This window comes from Micromonospora solifontis, from assembly GCF_003725545.1.
GTDB classification, from domain to species: Bacteria; Actinomycetota; Actinomycetes; order Mycobacteriales; family Micromonosporaceae; genus Micromonospora; species Micromonospora solifontis.
In genome coordinates, this window is the sequence record NZ_RJLN01000097.1 from 1 (window position 1) to 17,337 (window position 17,337).

Below are 17,337 nucleotides of genomic sequence, written 5' to 3' on the forward strand. Positions count from 1 at the left end.
CCCCTGCCACCCCACAGACCCCCTGAACTCACGAGGCGCGCCAGAAACCGCTCCGGAAGGCGTCAGCGCGGGAGGTTCGTGACCCGTCCTCTTCGGCCGATCCTCGACGGCCATGCGCGGTGCGCCTGCGAACTTGATGACGTGAACGACTCAGGCCGGCGGGCCCGGCCGGGGAGCACCAGGTTCCCCGCCCCCGTCCTATCGCGCGCGATCCGGTGCGACGTCGACGACGCCGCGCAGCTGCGGGTGGTGGCGGCGCAGCTCGGCTTCGAGCCGGTGCCGCAGGGTGTAGCGGGCGGCCGGGCAGCCGTGACAGGCGCCCGCCAGCCGGACCCGCACCTGCCCGTCGCGGACGTCGACCAGCTCGATGTGGCCGCCGTGGGACCGGGCGACGTCGCCGACCGGGCCGTCCAGCAGCCGCCGGACCGACTCCCGGAGCGTCGCGTCGTCGTCCGGGGCCGCCGCGGACCGGGTGACCCAGCGGCCGGGTTCGGCCAGCGCCGCGTGCAGCGCCGTCCGGACCCGCGGGCCGTCGACGGCCCAGCGGCGGCCCGGGGCTAGCTCGGTCACCACCGCGCCGGGTTCCACCACCACGGCGGTGAGCACGCCGTCGGCCAGCAGCCCGGCCAGCGGTGCCGGTGCCCCGGCCACCGGGCCGGTCGCCGGCACGGCACCGGCCGGCACGATCCACCGGACCCGTTCCGGCCGGGCCGGGTCCGCCTGGGGGTGTAGGGGAACGACGCTCATGACAGGACCAGGGTGGTGAGTTGCCGGGCCAGGAAGGCCAGCACCCAGGCGAGGCCGGTGAGACAGCCGAACGCGACGAGGGGCCACTTCCAGGTGCCGGTCTCGCGGCGGATCGCCCCGACGGTGGCCATGCACTGCAGGGCGTACGCGAACCAGACCAGCAGGGCCACCACGGTGGGTGGGGTGAGGACCGGCTGGCCGGCGTGCGGACCGTCCGGGTAGGTGAGGTGCCGCAGCGCCCGCGTCGGGTGCTCGGGATCCTCGGCGGCGGCCACCTGGCCAAGGGTGGCGACGAACGTCTCCCGGGCCGACTGGGCCGACAGCACCCCGACGCTGACCCGCCAGTCGAAGCCCAGCGGGGTGAAGACGGGCTCCACCAGCCGGCCCAGGCCGGCGGCGTAGCTGTGGTCCACCACGTACGCGGACACCGCGGCGGAGTTGCCGGCGTCCACTCCGGCGGCCCGCAGCTCCGCGCCGGAGTGCCGGGGAAGGTTGAGCAGCAGCCACAGCGCCGCCGTGGTGACCAGGATGATGGTGGAGCACTTGCGCAGGAACGACTTCGCCGCGTCCCACATCGCCACCAGCACGGACCGGGCCGACGGCAGCCGGTAGGGCGGCAGTTCCAGATAGAACGGCATGGCGCTGCCGCGCCGGTGCACGACGCGCTGGAAGAACCAGGCGGCGAGCATCGCGGACACCGCGCCGAGCAGGTACATGCCGAGCATGACCAGGCCCTGCGCGCCGAACGGCCCCCACCGCGTCGACGGGTCGACCAGCAGGCTGATCAGCAGCACGTACACCGGCAGCCGGGCGGAGCAGGTCATCAGCGGGGCGGCGAGCATGGTGGCCAGCCGGTCCCGGGCCGACGGCAGGGTCCGGGTCGCCATGATCCCGGGGATGGCGCAGGCGAACGAGGAGAGCAGCGCGACGAACGCGCGCCCCTCCAGCCCCACCCGGGCCATCACCCGGTCCATCAGGAACGCGGCCCGGGGCAGGTAGCCCACCCCTTCGAGCAGGGCGAGCAGGAGGAAGAGCAGGGCGATCTGGGGTACGAAGACCAGCACGCCGCCGACCCCGCCGATCAGCGCGTCACCGAGGAACCCGGCCAGCCACGGGTTGTCGACGTGCCGGTCCACCAGGCGTCCGAGCAGCGCGAAGAGGGACTCCACGGCGTCCTGCAGCGGCGTGGCGAGGGTGAAGATCGTCTGGAAGAACACGGTCATCACGGCGAGGAAGACGATCGTGCCCCAGAGCGGGTGCAGCAGCACCGCGTCGATCCGCTGGGTGACCCGGTGCGGCTGCGGGGCCCGGTAGCCGGCGAAGTCGAGCACCGACTCGACCCAGGCGTCCCGCTCGACCGGCTCGACCGGCGGCGGCACCACCGGGACGGGCCACTCCCGCCAGCCGGCGAGCCGGTCGCGCAGCGCCGCCACGCCGTGCCCGCGGTGCCCCAGCACCGGCACCACCGGCACGCCGAGCGCCGTGGCGAGCGCCGCCACGTCCAGGTGCCCCTGCCCGCGGGCCAGCTCGTCGGTGAAGGTGAGCACCACGCAGGTCGGCAGCCCCCGGGTGAGGACCTGTGCCAGCAGGCCCAGCGACCGGCGCAGGGTGGTGGCGTCGACGACCACCAGCAGGGCGTCCGGGCGGGCGGAGCCGTCCCGCCGCCCGTCCAGGACGTCCACCGCGACCTGCTCGTCCGGGCTGATCGGCGCCAGGCTGTACAGGCCGGGCAGGTCCTCGATCGTGTAGCGGGCGTCGCCGTGGCGGCAGGTGCCCACGTACCGCGCGACGGTCACCCCCGGATAGTTGCCGGTCTTGGCGGTGAGCCCGGTCAACGCGTTGAACACGCTCGTCTTGCCGGCGTTCGGGCTGCCCAGCAGGGCGACCCGGACCGTGTCGGGCGGCGCGGGCGCCGCGACACCGCCGCCGTGGCAGCCCCCGGTCACGCGCCCACTCCGATCACCCGTACGCACGCGGCCTGCGCCCGGCGCAGGCAGACGACGTAGTCCCGCAACCGGTACAGGACCGGGTCCCGCAACGGCGCCCGGCGCTCCACCCGGACCCGGGTTCCGGGGGTGAAGCCCAGGTCGGCGAGGCGCCGGGCGATCGCGGGGGAGGCGGCCGACTCCACCCGGACGACCGTCGCCTCCGCGCCGGGACGCAGCTCGGCCAGCGCCACCTCGACGCCCGCGTACCGGCCGGGCGGTCCGGTCCGCCGGCCGCGCGCCGTGCTCCCGTTCATCGATCCTCCCCGCTGGCCGGCCGACTCCGCCGACCCTGAGGCGAGGCTAACCTCACCAGCCGGCCGTAAACCGGGACCTCGGGCCCGTCCGCGGTGGACCATGGTCCCGGACCGGACAAGTGGCACGGGCGCCACCAGTCCCGGTCGTGTCCGATTCGCACCGCTCCGGCGTTCTGTCCGGCTGCGGACCTTGGTCCCGTGGTTTCGGGACCCGCGCCTCCCGATCATCGGTTCTTGATCGCGGAGGCTGGTCGGCGTGACCCGCCCAGGGCCACCGCGACACCGGCCGCCGCCGTCGCGCGCCACAGAGGAGCAACCGCCGTGCCATCGCGCCGCCTGCCCGACCCCGCCCCGACCCCCGCGACGGACCACCTGCCCGGTACGGCGCCGCTGCTCGCCGCCCGCCGCTTCCTGACCCGGGAGACGGTCGGCGACCACGGCCGCACGCTGCACCAGGTCAACGGCAACGACTGGGACCGCTTCTACCGGGACCGGTGGCGCTACGACCGGGTGGTCCGCTCCACCCACGGCGTCAACTGCACCGGATCCTGCTCGTGGAACGTCTTCGTCACCGACGGCCTGATCACCTGGGAGCACCAGGCCACCGACTACCCGAGCACCGGTCCCGACTCGCCGGACTACGAGCCGCGGGGCTGCCCCCGCGGCGCGTCCTTCTCCTGGTACGAGTACTCGCCGTCGCGGGTGCGCCACCCGTACGTGCGCGGGGTGCTGGCCGAGATGTTCCGCGACGGGCTGCGCCGCCTGGGCGACCCGGTGGCGGCCTGGGCCGACATCGTGGAGACCCCGCTGAAGGCGCGCGCCTACAAGTCCCAGCGGGGCCGCGGCGGCTTCGTGCGCGCCAGCTGGGACGAGGTGATCACCATGGTCGCCGCCGCCCACGTCTACACCACGAAGACGTACGGCCCGGACCGGGTGGTGGGCTTCTCGCCCATCCCCGCGATGTCGATGGCGTCGTTCGCCGCGGGCACCCGCTACCACGCGCTGCTCGGCGGCACCCTGCTCAGCTTCTACGACTGGTACGCCGACCTGCCGGTCGCCTCGCCGCAAGTCTGGGGCGACCAGACCGACGTGCCCGAGGCGGGCGACTGGTGGAACGCCACGTACCTGATGATGTGGGGCTCGAACATCCCGGTGACCCGCACCCCGGACGCGCACTTCCTGGCCGAGGCCCGCTACCGGGGCACCAAGGTGGTCGCGGTCAGCCCCGACTACGCCGACAACGTGAAGTTCGCCGACGACTGGCTCGCCCCGCATCCGGGCACCGACGCCGCGCTGGCGATGGCGATGGGCCACGTCGTCCTCACCGAGTTCTTCCGGGACCGCACGGTGCCCTACTTCGTCGACTACGTGCGCCGCTACACCGACCTGCCCTTCCTGGTCACCCTCCGGCCGACCACCGGCGGCGGGTACGCCGCGGACCGCTTCCTCACCGCCGCCGAACTGGGCGAGGCGGACGGCGCGCACAAGACCGTCCTGGTCGACGAGCGCACCGGCGAGCTGGTCGCGCCGAACGGGTCGCTGGGCTTCCGGTACGGCGACGCCGGCGCCGGCCGGTGGAACCTCGACCTCGGCGACGTCGTCCCGGCGCTGGGGCTGCTCGACCTCGCCGACGACGCCGTGCCGGTCGACCTGGCCCGCTTCGACGTTGGCGACACCGAGGGCGGCAGCACCATGCGCCGCGGCGTGCCGGTGCGGCGCGTCGGCGAGCACCTGGTCACCTCGGTCTACGACCTGGTGCTGGCCCAGTACGGGGTGCGCCGCGGCGACCTGCCCGGCGAGTGGCCCACCGGGTACGACGACGCGGACGCCCCGAACACCCCCGCCTGGCAGGAGCGCATCACCGGCGTACCGGCCGCCCTGGCCGCCCGGATCGGCCGGGAGTTCGCGCGCAACGCCGAGCGCAGCCGCGGCCGGTCCCTGATCGTCCTCGGGGCCGGCGCCAACCAGTGGTTCCACTCCGACATGACCTACCGGGCGTTCATCTCGCTGGTCACCCTGACCGGCTGCCAGGGCGTCAACGGCGGTGGCTGGGCGCACTACGTCGGGCAGGAGAAGGCCCGCCCGATCACCGGCCAGCAGCACATGTCCTTCGCGTTCGACTGGCACCGACCGATGCGGCACCAGGCCGCCACCCCGTTCTGGTACCTGCACACCGACCAGTGGCGCTACGAGCGGGTGCCGGCCGACGAGCTGTCCTCGCCGCTGGGCACCGGCCGGTTCGCGGGCATGAGCTTCGCCGACACCGTGGCCGCCGCCCAGCGGATGGGCTGGAGCCCCGGCCACCCGGCGTTCAACCGCAACCCCCTCGACCTGACCGACGAGGCGGCGGCGGCCGGCGTGACGGTGCAGGAGCACATCGTCGCCGAGCTGACGGCCGGCCGGCTGCGCAGCGTGGCCGAGGACCCCGACGACCCGGCGAACTTTCCCCGCTGCCTCACCCTGTGGCGGGCCAACCTGCTCGGCTCCTCCGGCAAGGGCAACGAGTACTTCCTGCGCCACCTGCTGGGGGTGGACGGGTCGGCCAGCGCCGAGGAGTGCGACCCGGACCACCGGCCGCGCGACGTGGTGTGGCGGGAGGAGGCGCCGACCGGCAAGCTCGACCTGCTCACCGCGATCGACTTCCGGATGACCAACACCGGCCTGCACGCCGACGTGGTGCTGCCCGCCGCCACCTGGTACGAGAAGCACGACATCTCCACCACCGACATGCACCCGTTCGTACACGCGTTCAGCCCGGCGGTCGAGCCGCCCGGTGACGCGCACACCGACTACGACACCTTCCTCGCCCTGGCCGACAAGGTCGGCGAGCTGGCCGTCACCCACCTGGGGGTGCGCCGCGACGTGCTGGCCGTGCCGTTGCAGCACGACACCCCGGACGAGCTGGCCACGCCCGGCGGCCGGGTCCGGGACTGGAAGGCCGGCGAGTGCGCGCCGGTGCCCGGCTCGACCATGCCGAAGCTCATCGAGATCGAGCGGGACTACACCCTGATCGGCGCGAAGATGCGCGCCGTCGGGCCGCTGCTCGACACGCTCGGCACCACCACCAAGGCGCTCACCGTCGACGTCACCCCGGAACTGGAATACCTGCGGCACCAGAACGGGGTCGTCACCGACGGGCCGTACGCCGGGCGGCCGTCGCTGGCCACCGCCGACCGGATGTGCGAGGCGATCCTGGCGCTCTCCGGCACCACCAACGGCCGGGTGGCCGCGGCCGGCTTCGCCGCCCTGGAGCAGCGGACCGGGCAGCCGTTCGCGGACCTGATCGCCGGGCACGAGCAGGACCGGATCACCTACCCGGACACCCAACGGGCGCCGCAGCCCGTCTTCACCAGCCCGGAATGGTCCGGCTCGGAGAAGGGCGGCCGCCGCTACTCGCCGTTCACCCTGAACGTGGAACGGCGCAAGCCCTGGCACACCCTCACCGGCCGGCAGCACTTCTTCGTCGAACACGACTGGGTGGCGGAGCTGGGGGAGCAGCTGCCGGCCTTCCGGCCGCCGCTGAACATGGCGCGGCACTTCGGCAGGCCGGGCGAGCTGGTCGACGGTGGCGTGACGGTGCGGTTCCTGACCCCGCACGCGAAGTGGTCGGTGCACTCGATGTACCACGACAACGAGCTGATGCTGGCGCTGTCCCGGGGCGGCCCGGTGATCTGGATGAGCGTCGAGGACGCCGCCAAGGTCGGCGTACGGGACAACGACTGGATCGAGGCGCACAACCGCAACGGTGTCGTGGTGGCCCGCGCCGTGGTCAGCCACCGGATGCCCGAGGGCACGGTGTTCCAGTACCACTCGCCGGAGCGCACGGTCAACGTGCCGAAGGCGGAGCGGAGCGGCCGGCGGGGCGGCTACCACAACTCGCTGACCCGGCTGCTGGTCAAGCCCACCCACCTGGCCGGCGGGCACGCCCAGCTCACCTACGCCTTCAACTACTACGGCCCGATCGGCAGCCAGCGCGACGAGATCACCGTGATCCGCCGCCGTACCCAGGAGGTGGAGTACTGATGAGGATCCGTGCGCAGGTCGCCATGGTGATGAACCTGGACAAGTGCATCGGCTGCCACACCTGCTCCGTCACCTGCAAGCAGACCTGGACCAACCGGGAGGGCACCGAGTACGTCTGGTTCAACAACGTCGAGACCAAGCCGGGCATCGGCTACCCGAAGCACTACGAGGACCAGGACCGCTGGCACGGCGGCTGGCAGCTCGACGGCAAGGGCCGGCTGCGGCTGCGCTCCGGCGGCCGGCTCAAGCGGCTCGGCCGGCTCTTCGCCAACCCGGACCTGCCCTCGATCGACGACTACTACGAGCCGGCCACCTTCGACAAGGACATCCTGGTCAACGCGCCCGCCGGACTCAAGGACACCCCGGTCAAGCGGCCCCGCTCCGCGCTCACCGGCGAACCGATGGCGGTGACCTGGGGCGCCAACTGGGAGGACGGCCTGGGCGGGGCGCACGAGCACGCCGGCGGGGACCCGAACATCGCCCGGATGCCCGGCGAGGCGGCCGCGAAGGTCAAGTTCGAGTTCGAGAAGACCTTCATGTTCCACCTGCCGCGGATCTGCGAGCACTGCCTCAACCCGGCCTGCGTGTCGGCCTGCCCCTCCGGCGCGATGTACAAGCGCGAGGAGGACGGCATCGTGCTGGTCGACCAGGACCGCTGCCGGGGCTGGCGGATGTGCGTCTCGGCCTGCCCGTACAAGAAGGTGTACGTCAACCACGCCACCGGCAAGGCCGAGAAGTGCACCTTCTGCTTCCCGCGCATCGAGGCCGGCCAGCCGACCATCTGCTCGGAGACGTGCGTGGGCCGGCTGCGCTATCTGGGCATCGTGCTCTACGACGAGGACGCCGTGCTCGCCGCCGCCTCGGTCGCCGACGAGCACGACCTGCTCGACGCCCAGCGCGCCGTGTTCCTCGACCCGGCCGACCCGGCCGTGCGGCAGGCCGCCCGGGAGGCCGGGATGCCCGAGGAGTGGCTGGACGCCGCGCAACGGTCCCCGGTCTGGCGGTTGATCAGCGAGTACCGGGTGGCGCTGCCGCTGCACCCGGAGTACCGGACGCTGCCCATGGTCTGGTACATCCCGCCGCTGTCGCCGGTGCTCGACGCGGTCGGGGCGGCCGGCCGCGACGACACCGACGCCGACGACGTCTTCCACACCATCCGCGAGCTGCGCATCCCGGTCGAGTATCTGGCCGAGCTGTTCACCGCCGGGGACGTCGACGCGGTCGCCGGCGTCCTGATGAAGCTCGCCGCCATGCGCTCCTACATGCGTGCCCGCACCCTCGACGGGACCGTCGCGACCGACCTGCTGGCCGGCATCGGCATGACCGCCGAGCAGGTCGAGGCCATGTACCGGCTGCTCGCCGTCGCCAAGTACGACGAGCGCTACGTGATCCCCGCCGCGCACACCAAGGACGCCGCCGCCCTGGAGGCCCAGGCCGCCGCCCACCCCGACTGCTCGCTCGACTGCGAGGGCGGTCCGGGGATGACCACCGAGGCCACCGTGCAGAGCTTCCACCTGGTCGACGGCGACGAGGTACGGCCCGGCCGGCCGGGGGTCTTCTCCCGGCGCGCCGACGGCCGGCGCGGCCTCACCATCAACCCGCTGCGGGGGCGGTCATGACCGCCGCCACCGACCGGGCCCGGATCTTCGAACTGGTCTCGCTGCTGCTCACATACCCGGACGACGAGCTGCTGGGCGCGGCCGCCGAGCTGCGCGCGGCCGCCGCCGGGGTCGCCGACGAGACGGTACGGGGGCAGCTCGGGGAGTTCCTCGACTGGCTGCTGGCCGCCACCCCGATCGAGGCGCAGCGGCACTACGTGCAGACCTTCGACCTGCGCCGCCGCTCCGGCCTCTACCTCACCTACTACCTGCACGGCGACACCCGGAAGCGGGGGATGGCGCTGCTGGTGCTCAAGCAGCGCTACCGGGCGCACGGCCTGCGCCTGGCCGGTGGTGAACTGCCCGACCTGCTGCCGGTGGTGCTGGAGTTCGCCGCCGTCGTCGGCCCCGGCGACGGGGAGGCGCCGCTGCGCCAGCACCGCAAGGGCGTCGAACTGCTGCGCGCCGCGCTGGCCGAGTCCGGCAGCCCGTACCGGCTGCTGCTGGACGCCGTCTGCGCGGTGCTGCCGGCGCTCACCGACGCCGACCGGGCCGCCGTCGCGGCGCTCGCCGTCGACGGCCCGCCGGTGGAGACGGTCGGCCTGGGCTCCCTCGGCCTCGGCCCGGACCTGCACGCCCTCGCCCCCTATCCCGCCTGCTCCCCGTCGGAGGCCCCGCGATGACCACGCTCGTCTGGATCGTCCTGCCGTACCTGTGCCTCGCGGTCTTCGTCGCGGGACACGTCTGGCGCTGGCGCCACGACCAGTTCGGCTGGACCACCCGGACCAGCCAACTGCTGGAGAACCGGCTGCTGCGGCTCGGCTCGCCGCTGTTCCACCTGGGTGCCTTCGGGGTCATCGGCGGCCACGCCATGGGGCTGCTCGTGCCCGCGTCGGTGACCGCGAAGATCGGCGTCAGTGAGCACGTCTACCACCTCACCGCGGTGTGGGGCGGCACGGTGACCGGCGCGATGCTGGTGGCCGGTCTGACGCTGCTGATCGCCCGGCGCCTCGTCAACGGCCGGGTGCGCCACGCCACCACCACGATGGACAAGGTGCTCTACGCCGCGCTGGCCGCCATGGTGGCGCTCGGCATGACCGCCACCGTCGGCACGAACCTGCTCGGCGCCGGCTACGACTACCGGGAGACGATCGCCGTGTGGTTCCGCGGCATCTTCTGGTTCCAGCCGGATCCCGCGCTGATGAGCGGCGCGCCCCTGGTCTACCAGCTGCACGCGATCGGCGGCTTCCTGCTGCTGGCGCTCTGGCCGTTCACCCGGCTGGTGCACGTCTGGTCGGCGCCGCTGGCCTACCTCTGGCGGCCGTACGTCGTCTACCGGGCGCGGCGCGGTGTGCCACCCACCCCGCCTCCCACCCCGGCGGCGGTGCGGGACGCCGCGGTCCGGCTCGGGCGCTGACGATTCCCCGACCGGGGCGCCGTCGCCGCGGCGCCCTGGTTACGCTGCCAGGGTCGGGCCAGCAGCGGAGGGGACCATGGACCAGGACCACCTGCCGGGCGTCTACCTGCAGTTTCTCGAGCGTTTCCCCGAGGTCGCCGAGGCGCAGGGGGCGCTGGCGCGCACCGTCCGCGAAGCCAACCCGTTCGACGACCACACCGACCGCCTGATCAAGCTGGCGATGGCCATCGGCGCCGAGGCGCAGGGCGCGGTGCGCTCCAACGTGCGCAAGGCGCTGCACCACGGGGCGACCGTGGACGAGGTCCGCGCGGTCGCCCTCGCCGCCATCACCACCTGCGGCTTTCCCACCGCCATCGCGGCGCTCGGCTGGATCGAGGAGGTCGTCGCGGCCCCGGCGGAGGGCTGACCGGCCCCCGGTTCCGCGCCGCTCGGGACCAGCGCCCCTGGTCGCGACCGTTGTCACCGGCCAGCCTCGGTGCCATGACAGCGCTGACCAGGACACCACGGCAGGACGGGCCGCAGCGGACGGCGGGCACCTCGGTGCGGGTGCCCAAACGGGACGCGGGGGATGCCCCGTTCATCGTCATCTGGGAGGCCACCCGGGCCTGCCCGTTGGCCTGCCTGCACTGTCGGGCCTCCGCCCAGCCGCTGCGCGACCGGGCGGAACTCGACACCGACGAGGCGGTGGCGCTGATGGCGCAGGTCGCCGCGTTCGGCCGGCCGGCGCCCCTGTTCGTGATCACCGGCGGTGACCCGTTCCAGAGACCGGACCTGGAGACGCTGGTCCGCCGGGGCACCGAGCTGGGCCTGCCGGTCTCGGTGTCCCCGTCCGGGACACCGACCCTCACCCGCGCCGCCCTCGCCGGCATCCGCGCCGCCGGCGCGCTGGCGATCTCGTTGAGCGTGGACGCCGCCACCGCGGCGGCGCACGACGGTTTCCGCGGCGTACCGGGGGTCTGGGACCTCACCGCGCGGGCCTGGCGGGACGCCGCCGAGCTGGGCCTGAAGGTCCAGATCAACACGACGGTCACCCGGGACACGGCCGGCGACCTGCCCGCGATCGCCGCCCAGGTACGCGACCGTGGCGTGCTGCTGTGGAGCGTCTTCTTCCTGGTCCCGACGGGCCGTGGGCGGTCCCTGGCGAGTCTGGACGCGGCGCAGACCGAGGACGTCCTGCACCTGCTCTACGACCTCGGCGAGACCGTCCCGGTCAAGACCACCGAGGCGCACCACTTCCGGCGGGTCTGCCTGCAACGTGACGCGCTGGCCGCCCGCGGTGTCGACCACGTGGCCGCGCTGGGCCTCGGCCCGCTCTACCGGGAGCTGCGCGACCGGTCGGTGGCGCTCGGCCTGCTGGGGCGTCCCGGGCGGGTCCGGCGGCCGCCGCTGCGGGTCAGCGCCGGCAACGGCTTCGTGTTCGTCTCGCACCGGGGCGACGTGCACCCCAGCGGGTTCCTGCCGGTGCCCGCCGGCAACGTGCGGCGGCGGTCGCTGGTGGCGATCTACCGCGACTCGGACCTGTTCACCGGGCTGCGGGACCCGAGCCGGCTCGGTGGCCGGTGCGGCGCCTGCGAGTACCGCACCGTCTGCGGCGGGTCGCGGGCCCGGGCGTACGCGGTGACCGGCGACGTCTGGGCCGAGGACCCCTCCTGCGGTTACCGGCCCGGTTCGTTCCCGCCGTCGGGGGGCGCGGAACTCGCCGAACCGGGACCTGAGTCCCGCTCGGCTTCGGGACCTGCTGCCCTCCCGAACGGGTGAACCCACCGGGCAGGGTGAGCGCATGACCACACTTGTGCTCACCGTGGCGGGTGTGCTGCTGCTGGCCGCCGGCCCGGTCATGATCGCCCAGGGTGTCCTCGGCCGGCGTAGCGTCGTCCGGGAACTGGCCCAGCAGCGGATCGCCTTCCCCTCCACCGGCCTGCCCAGCGCCCTCGCCCGGTACGCCGACGCCCCGGTACGCACGGGCCCCGCGGCCCGCGCCTACTCCGACCTGATCGCCGGACATGTCGCGCAGGCCACCGGCGGCCGCACCTACGCGGAGATCGCCCAGGAGTGCATGGGCACCGGTCGCGGCGACGAACGGCTCGACCGGCTGCGGCAGACCGCGTTCATGGGAGAGACCCTGCGCGGTGCGTTGCTCGGGGCGTATCAGGCGTGGCAGGTGACCGCCCTGGTCATCGGGCTCGGTGGCCTGGTGCTGCTGATCGGGGCGGCCCTGCTCCTGCTCGGCCTGCGACTGTGACCGGTCCGGCGCGCGGCTCGTGGTTCGCGGGCCGCGCGCCGGACGCCGTTCAGCCCTCCTCGGTCGGGGTGAACAGCGGCGTGCTGAGGTACCGCTCGCCGGTGTCGGGCAGCACCACCACGACCGTCGCCCCGGCGTGCTCGGGCCGCGCGGCGACCGCGAGGGCGGCGTGTACGGCGGCGCCGCTGGACACCCCGGCCAGCAGTCCCTCGGTGCGGGCCAGCCGGCGGGCCGCCGCCCGGGCCTGCCCGGTGTCGACCCGGAGCACCTCGTCGTGGACGGTGGGGTCGAGCACCTCGGGGACGAACCCGGCGCCGATGCCCTGGATCCCGTGGACGCCCGGCCGGCCCCCGGACAGGACCGGTGACTCGGCCGGTTCCACCGCGACCACCCGCAGGTCGGGGTTTTTCGACCGGAGCACCTGGCCGACGCCGGTCAGCGTGCCGCCGGTGCCGACCCCGGCCACCAGGACGTCCACGGCGCCTCCGGTGTCGGTCCAGATCTCCTCGGCGGTGGTGCGGCGGTGGATCTCCGGGTTGGCCGGGTTGTCGAACTGCCGGGGCAGGAAGGCCCGTTCGGCGTCGGCGATCCGCCACGCGCGGCGGACCGCGCCCGCCATGCCCTCGGCGGCCGGGGTGAGCACGATCCGCGCCCCGTACGCGGCCAGCAGCGCCCGCCGCTCCACGCTCATGCTCTCCGGCATGGTGAGGGTGACCCGGTAGCCGCGGGCGGCGGCCACCATGGCCAGGCCCACGCCGGTGTTGCCGCTGGTCGCCTCGACGATCGCGCCGCCGGGGCCCAGCTCGCCGCTCGCCTCGGCCGCCTCGATCAGCGCGAGGGCCAGCCGGTCCTTGACGCTGCCGCCGGGGTTGGCGGACTCCAGCTTGCCGAGCACGGTCGCCGGCAGGCCCGCGGCCACCCGGTCCAGTCGCACCAGCGGGGTACGACCGATCAGCGCGGTCACGTCCTGGTGGATCATCGTGTCGCTCCTCGCTCAGGGCCGGGGTTCGGCCGTCGTCAGGGGTGTGGCGGCTGGTGCGCGCAGTCGGGCGCCGGGTGGCACGTCGTGCAGGACCAGACAGTGCGCGCCGATGTGGGCGTCGTCGCCGACCCGTACCGGGCCGAGCACCGAGGCGCCGACGCCGAGCACCACCCGGTCGCCGATCGTCGGGTGCCGACGGCTGCCTTTGCCGTCGCACCACCAGCCGCGGCCGCCCAGCGTCACCCGGTGGTAGACGGTCACGTCGTCACCGACGCGGGCGGTCTCCCCGATCACCACCGCGGCGCCGTGGTCGATGAAGAGGCGGCGTCCGATCACCGCTCCGGGATGGATCTCTATCCCGGTCAGCAGCCGGGTGAGCTGGCTGAGCGCCCGGGGCAGCAGGGGCAGCCCGCAGCGGTGCAGGCGGTGGCCGAGCCGGTGGCTCCACAGCGCCCACAGCCCGGGATAGAGCAGGGCCTCCACGATCCGGATGCCGTGCAGGGCGGGGTCGCGGCGGATCGCCGCGCGGATGTCGTCGAGCATGGGTGTCGTTCCCCGGGAGAGGGGGCCGGCGCGCGGGGGCGACCGGCCCGCAGGACAGGACCGGCGTGCCGGCGTCCCGGGACCGGTCGCTGCCGCGGACCGGGAGGGGAGGCCGGGTCAGGCCGGACGACACCGTTCGTCGAAGACCCGCCGGACGTGTGCGCCGGCCATCGGCACGGCGAAGCGGCGACCCGCCAACCGGCGCCGGCCGACGGCCGAGGTGGCCCGGCGGGCGCGGGGACGGCAGCTCACCGGGCGCTCCCGGTGGCCGGCGTGGCGGCCGGGGTGATCCGGTCCCAGGCCGGGATCGGCAGGGCGATCACCGCGGCGGGGAAGAGGCCGTGCTCCTCGTTGTCGATGTGCCGGTGCAACCGGTCGAGGGCGGCGAGCACCGTCGGCCAGTCCGGCGCGGCCCGGTCGACCGCGCCGAGCACGCCGTGGATGTCGCTGTGCTCGGCGCAGAGCCGGGCCACCGCGTCGGTGAGGCTGCCCTCGGCGCGCAGTTCGGCGAAGAGGCCGTCCTCCTCGACGGTGGTGTGCGGCGTGAGCAGGGCCACCAACTCGTCGAGCGCCCGCAGGGCGTCGGGGTCACCGCGGTGGATGGCGGTCCGCAACCGGCCCGCCGCGTCGGAGATCGACTCGTGCTCGGCCGAGAGTTGGCCGATCAGGGGAAAGTCCCGGCATCCGCAGTAGTTGCACACCGAACCTCGCCTCCCCTCCGGGTGGCCGTACGCCTCCCGGTCCGCTCCCAGGCTGCCCACCGGTTATCGGCGGCGGACAGGGCCGAAGGGCCTGCCGCGCCGGGACGGCGGGCCCTGACCCGGCCGTCCCGGCGGCGGCAGACTGCTCAGGCGGCGACCGGCTGGCGGGACAGCCGGATCTGCCACGTGTCCGGTCCGTCCTGGAGCCACTCGGCGGCCATGCCGCCCCGGTAGCGCGACTCGATCTCGGCCAGCAACGGCCGGGGCGCGTGCGGCGCGACCAGGACGAGGGCCCCGCCGTCCGGCAGCGCGTCCAGCGCCGCCAGCACGGTGGCGTGCCGCCGGTCGTGCGGCAGCGTCCGGACGTCGAGCCGGGGGTCGATGGTCAGCGTCGGGGCCGGGGCGTCGGCCGCCCCCCGGTCCCCGCCGCACCCGCAGGTCCCGCCGCAGCCGCCGCCCGACGAGTCAGCGGAGCCGAGCAGATCGTGCATGCCGTCCAGCAGGGTCGCCAGCGACACGTCCGCCGCGTCCACCAGCAGCGGAACCACCAGCTCGTTCTCCTTGATCAGGTGGACGGCGAGGACAGCGGCGAGGGCCTGCGCCGCCGCGGCCGCCCGGACCGGCTCCTCGGCGGCCTCGAGCGCGACCACCAGGTCGGTGATGGCCCGGTGCTCGGCCTGCATGCCGCGGATCAGCAGCGTCGCCTCCGGCCGCTGCGCGGCCACCGGGTAGAGCGCGGTCTCCTCGGCGTGCGCGTGCGGCAGCAGCTCGTCGCGCAGCCAGCTGACCAGGTCGTCGCGGACCTGGTCGGCCCGGCCGGTGTCGTCCTGGCCCGCCGCGGTCAGCAGGTTGTGGACGTGCTCGTCGAGCGCGGCGGCGAGCTGGGCGTGGTGACCGACCACCGCCCGGGCGGCCGCGCGGTCGGCGGTGGAGCGTGAGTGGGACATGGTGACTCCCGTGGTTTTGACGTCAAACGACGTTGTAATGTTATCTACCGTGGAAATCCAGAGAACAGGGCCGGTCGGGGAAACGATCGACGCGCACCGGCACCGGGCCCTGGGCACCGAGAGCCGCGTCTCCATCCTGGGCATCGTCCGGGCGGCCGAGGGTGGCGTGACCATCGCCGAGGTGGGGGAGCGGACCGGGCTGCACCCGTCCACCGCCCGCGCCCACCTCGACCGGCTGGTCGACGCCGGCCTGCTGGTCAAGGCCCGGGCCAGCGGTGGGCAACCCGGCCGGCCGGCGTGGCGCTACCGGATCGCCGAGAACGAGGCGCCCGCCCCGGCGCCGTACCGGGCCCTGGCCGCCGCCCTGCTGGACCACCTGTCCCGGCGTACCGGTGGGGACGTCCGCGCCGAGGCCACCCGGGCCGGGCAGGACTGGGGGCGCCACCTGGCCGCCGCCACCCCGCCCGGCGGGGATCCGCTCGACACCCTCTTCGAGGTGCTGCGCGGCCTGGGCTTCAGCCCCCGGCTGCACCACACCGGCGACGGCCGGACGGAGATCCACCTGCACACCTGTCCCTTCCTGGAACTGGTCAACCGCAACCCCGACGCGATCTGCAACCTGCACGTCGGCGTGGTCCGGGGTGCCCTGGAGCACGCCGGGGCGCCGCCGGCCGGCGCCGTGGTCGAGCCGTTCGGCGCGCCCGACGCCTGTGTGGTGCGGCTGGCCATGCCGGAGATCGCGCCGACCCGCGGCCGCCGCCGGGCGGGCGTCGACCCGACGCCCCGATGACCACCCGGACGGGCCCGCGGCTCCCGGTCCTCGCGGCCGGCGGCCTCGCCCTGCTCGCCGGCCTGTACGCCGCGCTCCTGCTGCTCGGCCTGCCCCTGCCCACCCCGCGGGCGTCCCTGGAGCAGGTGCACGGCCCGCTGATGGTGCTCGGCTTCGTCGGCACGCTGATCGCCCTGGAACGGGCGGTCGCGCTGGGCACCCGGTGGGCCCTGTCCGCCCCGGCGTGCTCGGGCGCCGGCGCGCTGGCCCTGCTGCTCACCGGCCCGAGCCTGGCCGCCCGGCTGCTGCTGATGCTCGCCGCCGTGCTGCTCCTGCTGGTCTACCGGCAGCTCTGGCGCCGGCAGCCCGGCCCCTCCCTCCTGGCGCAGGGACTCGGCGCGTTCGCCTGGTACGCCGCCACCCTGCTGTGGCTGGCCGGCGCGACCGTGCCGGAGGTCGTGCCGTGGCTGGCCACCTTCGTGGTGGCCACCATCGCCGGGGAACGCCTCGAACTGGCCCACCTCGCGCTGCCGCCGCACGGCATCCGCTGGTTCCTCGCCGCCCTCGGCGCGCTCACCGCCGGGGCCACCGCCAGCGTGCTGTGGCCCGACGCCGGGGCGCACCTGTTCGGGCTGGGTCTGCTCGCCGTGGTCGGCTGGCTGGTGGCGCACGACGTCGCCCGTCGTACGGTGCACGGGCGCGGCCTGCCCCGCTACGTCGCGGTGGGCCTGCTCACCGGCTACGCCTGGCTGGCGGTCGCCGGCCTGCTCTGGGCCGGTGCCGGTCCGGTCACCGCCGGCCCCCGCTACGACGCCACCCTGCACGCCACCTTCCTGGGCTTCACCATGTCAATGATCTTCGTGCACGCCCCGGTCATCCTGCCCGCGGTGCTGCGTCGTCCGCTGCCCTACCGGCCCTGGCTCTACGTGCCGCTCGCCCTGCTGCACGGCAGCCTGCTGGTGCGACTCCTGGTCGGCGACGGTCTGGCCGTGGAGCCGGTCTGGCGCTGGGCGGGCGTGGCCAATGTCCTCGCCGTCCTCACCTTCCTGGGCTGCGCCTCGGCCGGCACCCTGACCGGCGCCCGGCGGCGGCCCACCGTGGCGCCCGTTCCGGCGGTGCGCTGATG

General features: G+C 74.6%; 16 protein-coding genes. 9 read left to right on the plus strand and 7 right to left on the minus strand.

Going from position 1 to position 17,337, the window contains the following annotated elements:
- Window positions 1-198 precede the first annotated feature (198 nt).
- Genes EFE23_RS23855 through EFE23_RS23865 form a run of 3 tightly spaced genes read right to left on the minus strand, consistent with a single transcriptional unit; the run spans window position 199 to window position 2,989 of the window.
- Window positions 199-747 (minus strand): NifU family protein, encoded by a 549-nt coding sequence (locus tag EFE23_RS23855; RefSeq protein ID WP_123243163.1) that lies wholly within the window; start codon window positions 745-747, stop codon window positions 199-201.
- Window positions 744-2,693 (minus strand): ferrous iron transporter B, encoded by a 1,950-nt coding sequence (feoB, locus tag EFE23_RS23860; RefSeq protein ID WP_123243164.1) that lies wholly within the window; start codon window positions 2,691-2,693, stop codon window positions 744-746. The genes EFE23_RS23855 and feoB overlap by 4 nt, the downstream gene beginning before the upstream one ends.
- Entirely contained in the window at window positions 2,690-2,989 is a 300-nt protein-coding gene (locus EFE23_RS23865; RefSeq protein ID WP_123243165.1) for a FeoA family protein, read from the minus strand. The genes feoB and EFE23_RS23865 overlap by 4 nt, the downstream gene beginning before the upstream one ends.
- A 390-nt stretch (window positions 2,990-3,379) precedes the next feature.
- Between EFE23_RS23865 and EFE23_RS23870 the strand changes: the two genes are divergently transcribed.
- From EFE23_RS23870 to EFE23_RS23900, 7 genes are all read left to right on the plus strand, one after another.
- Entirely contained in the window at window positions 3,380-7,012 is a 3,633-nt protein-coding gene (locus EFE23_RS23870) for a nitrate reductase subunit alpha (protein ID WP_233601124.1), read from the plus strand.
- Window positions 7,012-8,631, plus strand: coding sequence for a nitrate reductase subunit beta (gene narH, locus EFE23_RS23875; protein ID WP_123243166.1), 1,620 nt, complete (start codon window positions 7,012-7,014; stop codon window positions 8,629-8,631). Before EFE23_RS23870 ends, narH begins: the two co-directional genes overlap by 1 nt.
- Window positions 8,628-9,293 carry a nitrate reductase molybdenum cofactor assembly chaperone gene (gene narJ / locus EFE23_RS23880; protein WP_123243167.1) on the plus strand — a complete coding sequence of 222 codons (666 nt, stop codon included), beginning with the start codon at window positions 8,628-8,630 and terminating at the stop codon, window positions 9,291-9,293. The genes narH and narJ overlap by 4 nt, the downstream gene beginning before the upstream one ends.
- Window positions 9,290-10,027, plus strand: a complete 738-nt coding sequence (narI, locus tag EFE23_RS23885) for a respiratory nitrate reductase subunit gamma (RefSeq protein ID WP_123243168.1) — start codon at window positions 9,290-9,292, stop codon at window positions 10,025-10,027. Before narJ ends, narI begins: the two co-directional genes overlap by 4 nt.
- A 76-nt stretch (window positions 10,028-10,103) precedes the next feature.
- Window positions 10,104-10,433 (plus strand): carboxymuconolactone decarboxylase family protein, encoded by a 330-nt coding sequence (locus EFE23_RS23890; RefSeq protein WP_123243169.1) that lies wholly within the window; start codon window positions 10,104-10,106, stop codon window positions 10,431-10,433.
- Window positions 10,434-10,507: 74 nt separating this feature from the next.
- Window positions 10,508-11,785, plus strand: a complete 1,278-nt coding sequence (locus EFE23_RS23895; RefSeq protein ID WP_123243170.1) for a TIGR04053 family radical SAM/SPASM domain-containing protein — start codon at window positions 10,508-10,510, stop codon at window positions 11,783-11,785.
- 22 nt (window positions 11,786-11,807) lie between these two features.
- Window positions 11,808-12,269 carry a hypothetical protein gene (locus EFE23_RS23900; protein WP_148058514.1) on the plus strand — a complete coding sequence of 154 codons (462 nt, stop codon included), beginning with the start codon at window positions 11,808-11,810 and terminating at the stop codon, window positions 12,267-12,269.
- A 49-nt stretch (window positions 12,270-12,318) separates the two neighbouring features.
- On the opposite strand, the gene cysK is transcribed toward EFE23_RS23900, so the two are convergent.
- The 4 genes from cysK to EFE23_RS23920 form a co-directional block, all read right to left on the minus strand.
- A complete protein-coding gene (gene cysK, locus EFE23_RS23905) occupies window positions 12,319-13,248 on the minus strand; it encodes a cysteine synthase A (RefSeq protein ID WP_123243172.1) in 930 nt (309 codons plus the stop codon).
- 15 nt (window positions 13,249-13,263) lie between these two features.
- Window positions 13,264-13,794, minus strand: a complete 531-nt coding sequence (gene epsC, locus EFE23_RS23910; protein ID WP_123243173.1) for a serine O-acetyltransferase EpsC — start codon at window positions 13,792-13,794, stop codon at window positions 13,264-13,266.
- 248 nt (window positions 13,795-14,042) lie between these two features.
- A complete protein-coding gene (locus tag EFE23_RS23915; protein WP_123243174.1) occupies window positions 14,043-14,495 on the minus strand; it encodes a hemerythrin domain-containing protein in 453 nt (150 codons plus the stop codon).
- A gap of 146 nt (window positions 14,496-14,641) precedes the next feature.
- Window positions 14,642-15,442 (minus strand): DUF2249 domain-containing protein, encoded by an 801-nt coding sequence (locus tag EFE23_RS23920; RefSeq protein WP_123243175.1) that lies wholly within the window; start codon window positions 15,440-15,442, stop codon window positions 14,642-14,644.
- A 37-nt stretch (window positions 15,443-15,479) separates the two neighbouring features.
- Here EFE23_RS23920 and EFE23_RS23925 point away from each other — a divergent pair, with 37 nt between their 5' ends.
- Together EFE23_RS23925 and EFE23_RS23930 are read left to right on the plus strand one after the other, a co-directional pair.
- A complete protein-coding gene (locus EFE23_RS23925) occupies window positions 15,480-16,232 on the plus strand; it encodes a helix-turn-helix transcriptional regulator (protein WP_123243176.1) in 753 nt (250 codons plus the stop codon).
- Window positions 16,229-17,335, plus strand: coding sequence for a DUF8744 domain-containing protein (locus tag EFE23_RS23930; RefSeq protein WP_123243177.1), 1,107 nt, complete (start codon window positions 16,229-16,231; stop codon window positions 17,333-17,335). Before EFE23_RS23925 ends, EFE23_RS23930 begins: the two co-directional genes overlap by 4 nt.
- Window positions 17,336-17,337 lie beyond the last annotated feature (2 nt).

Excerpts from the sequence above, each read along its gene's own strand:
- EFE23_RS23930 (WP_123243177.1), top strand. The coding sequence starts at position 16,229 with ATGACCACCCGGACGGGCCCGCGGCTCCCGGTCCTCGCGGCCGGCGGC.
- cysK (WP_123243172.1), bottom strand. The coding sequence starts at position 13,248 with ATGATCCACCAGGACGTGACCGCGCTGATCGGTCGTACCCCGCTGGTG.
- narI (WP_123243168.1), top strand. The coding sequence starts at position 9,290 with ATGACCACGCTCGTCTGGATCGTCCTGCCGTACCTGTGCCTCGCGGTC.
- EFE23_RS23900 (WP_148058514.1), top strand. The coding sequence starts at position 11,808 with ATGACCACACTTGTGCTCACCGTGGCGGGTGTGCTGCTGCTGGCCGCC.
- epsC (WP_123243173.1), bottom strand. The coding sequence starts at position 13,794 with ATGCTCGACGACATCCGCGCGGCGATCCGCCGCGACCCCGCCCTGCAC.
- EFE23_RS23890 (WP_123243169.1), top strand. The coding sequence starts at position 10,104 with ATGGACCAGGACCACCTGCCGGGCGTCTACCTGCAGTTTCTCGAGCGT.
- narJ (WP_123243167.1), top strand. The coding sequence starts at position 8,628 with ATGACCGCCGCCACCGACCGGGCCCGGATCTTCGAACTGGTCTCGCTG.
- EFE23_RS23895 (WP_123243170.1), top strand. The coding sequence starts at position 10,508 with ATGACAGCGCTGACCAGGACACCACGGCAGGACGGGCCGCAGCGGACG.
- EFE23_RS23865 (WP_123243165.1), bottom strand. The coding sequence starts at position 2,989 with ATGAACGGGAGCACGGCGCGCGGCCGGCGGACCGGACCGCCCGGCCGG.
- narH (WP_123243166.1), top strand. The coding sequence starts at position 7,012 with ATGAGGATCCGTGCGCAGGTCGCCATGGTGATGAACCTGGACAAGTGC.
- EFE23_RS23855 (WP_123243163.1), bottom strand. The coding sequence starts at position 747 with ATGAGCGTCGTTCCCCTACACCCCCAGGCGGACCCGGCCCGGCCGGAA.
- EFE23_RS23925 (WP_123243176.1), top strand. The coding sequence starts at position 15,480 with ATGTTATCTACCGTGGAAATCCAGAGAACAGGGCCGGTCGGGGAAACG.
- EFE23_RS23920 (WP_123243175.1), bottom strand. The coding sequence starts at position 15,442 with ATGTCCCACTCACGCTCCACCGCCGACCGCGCGGCCGCCCGGGCGGTG.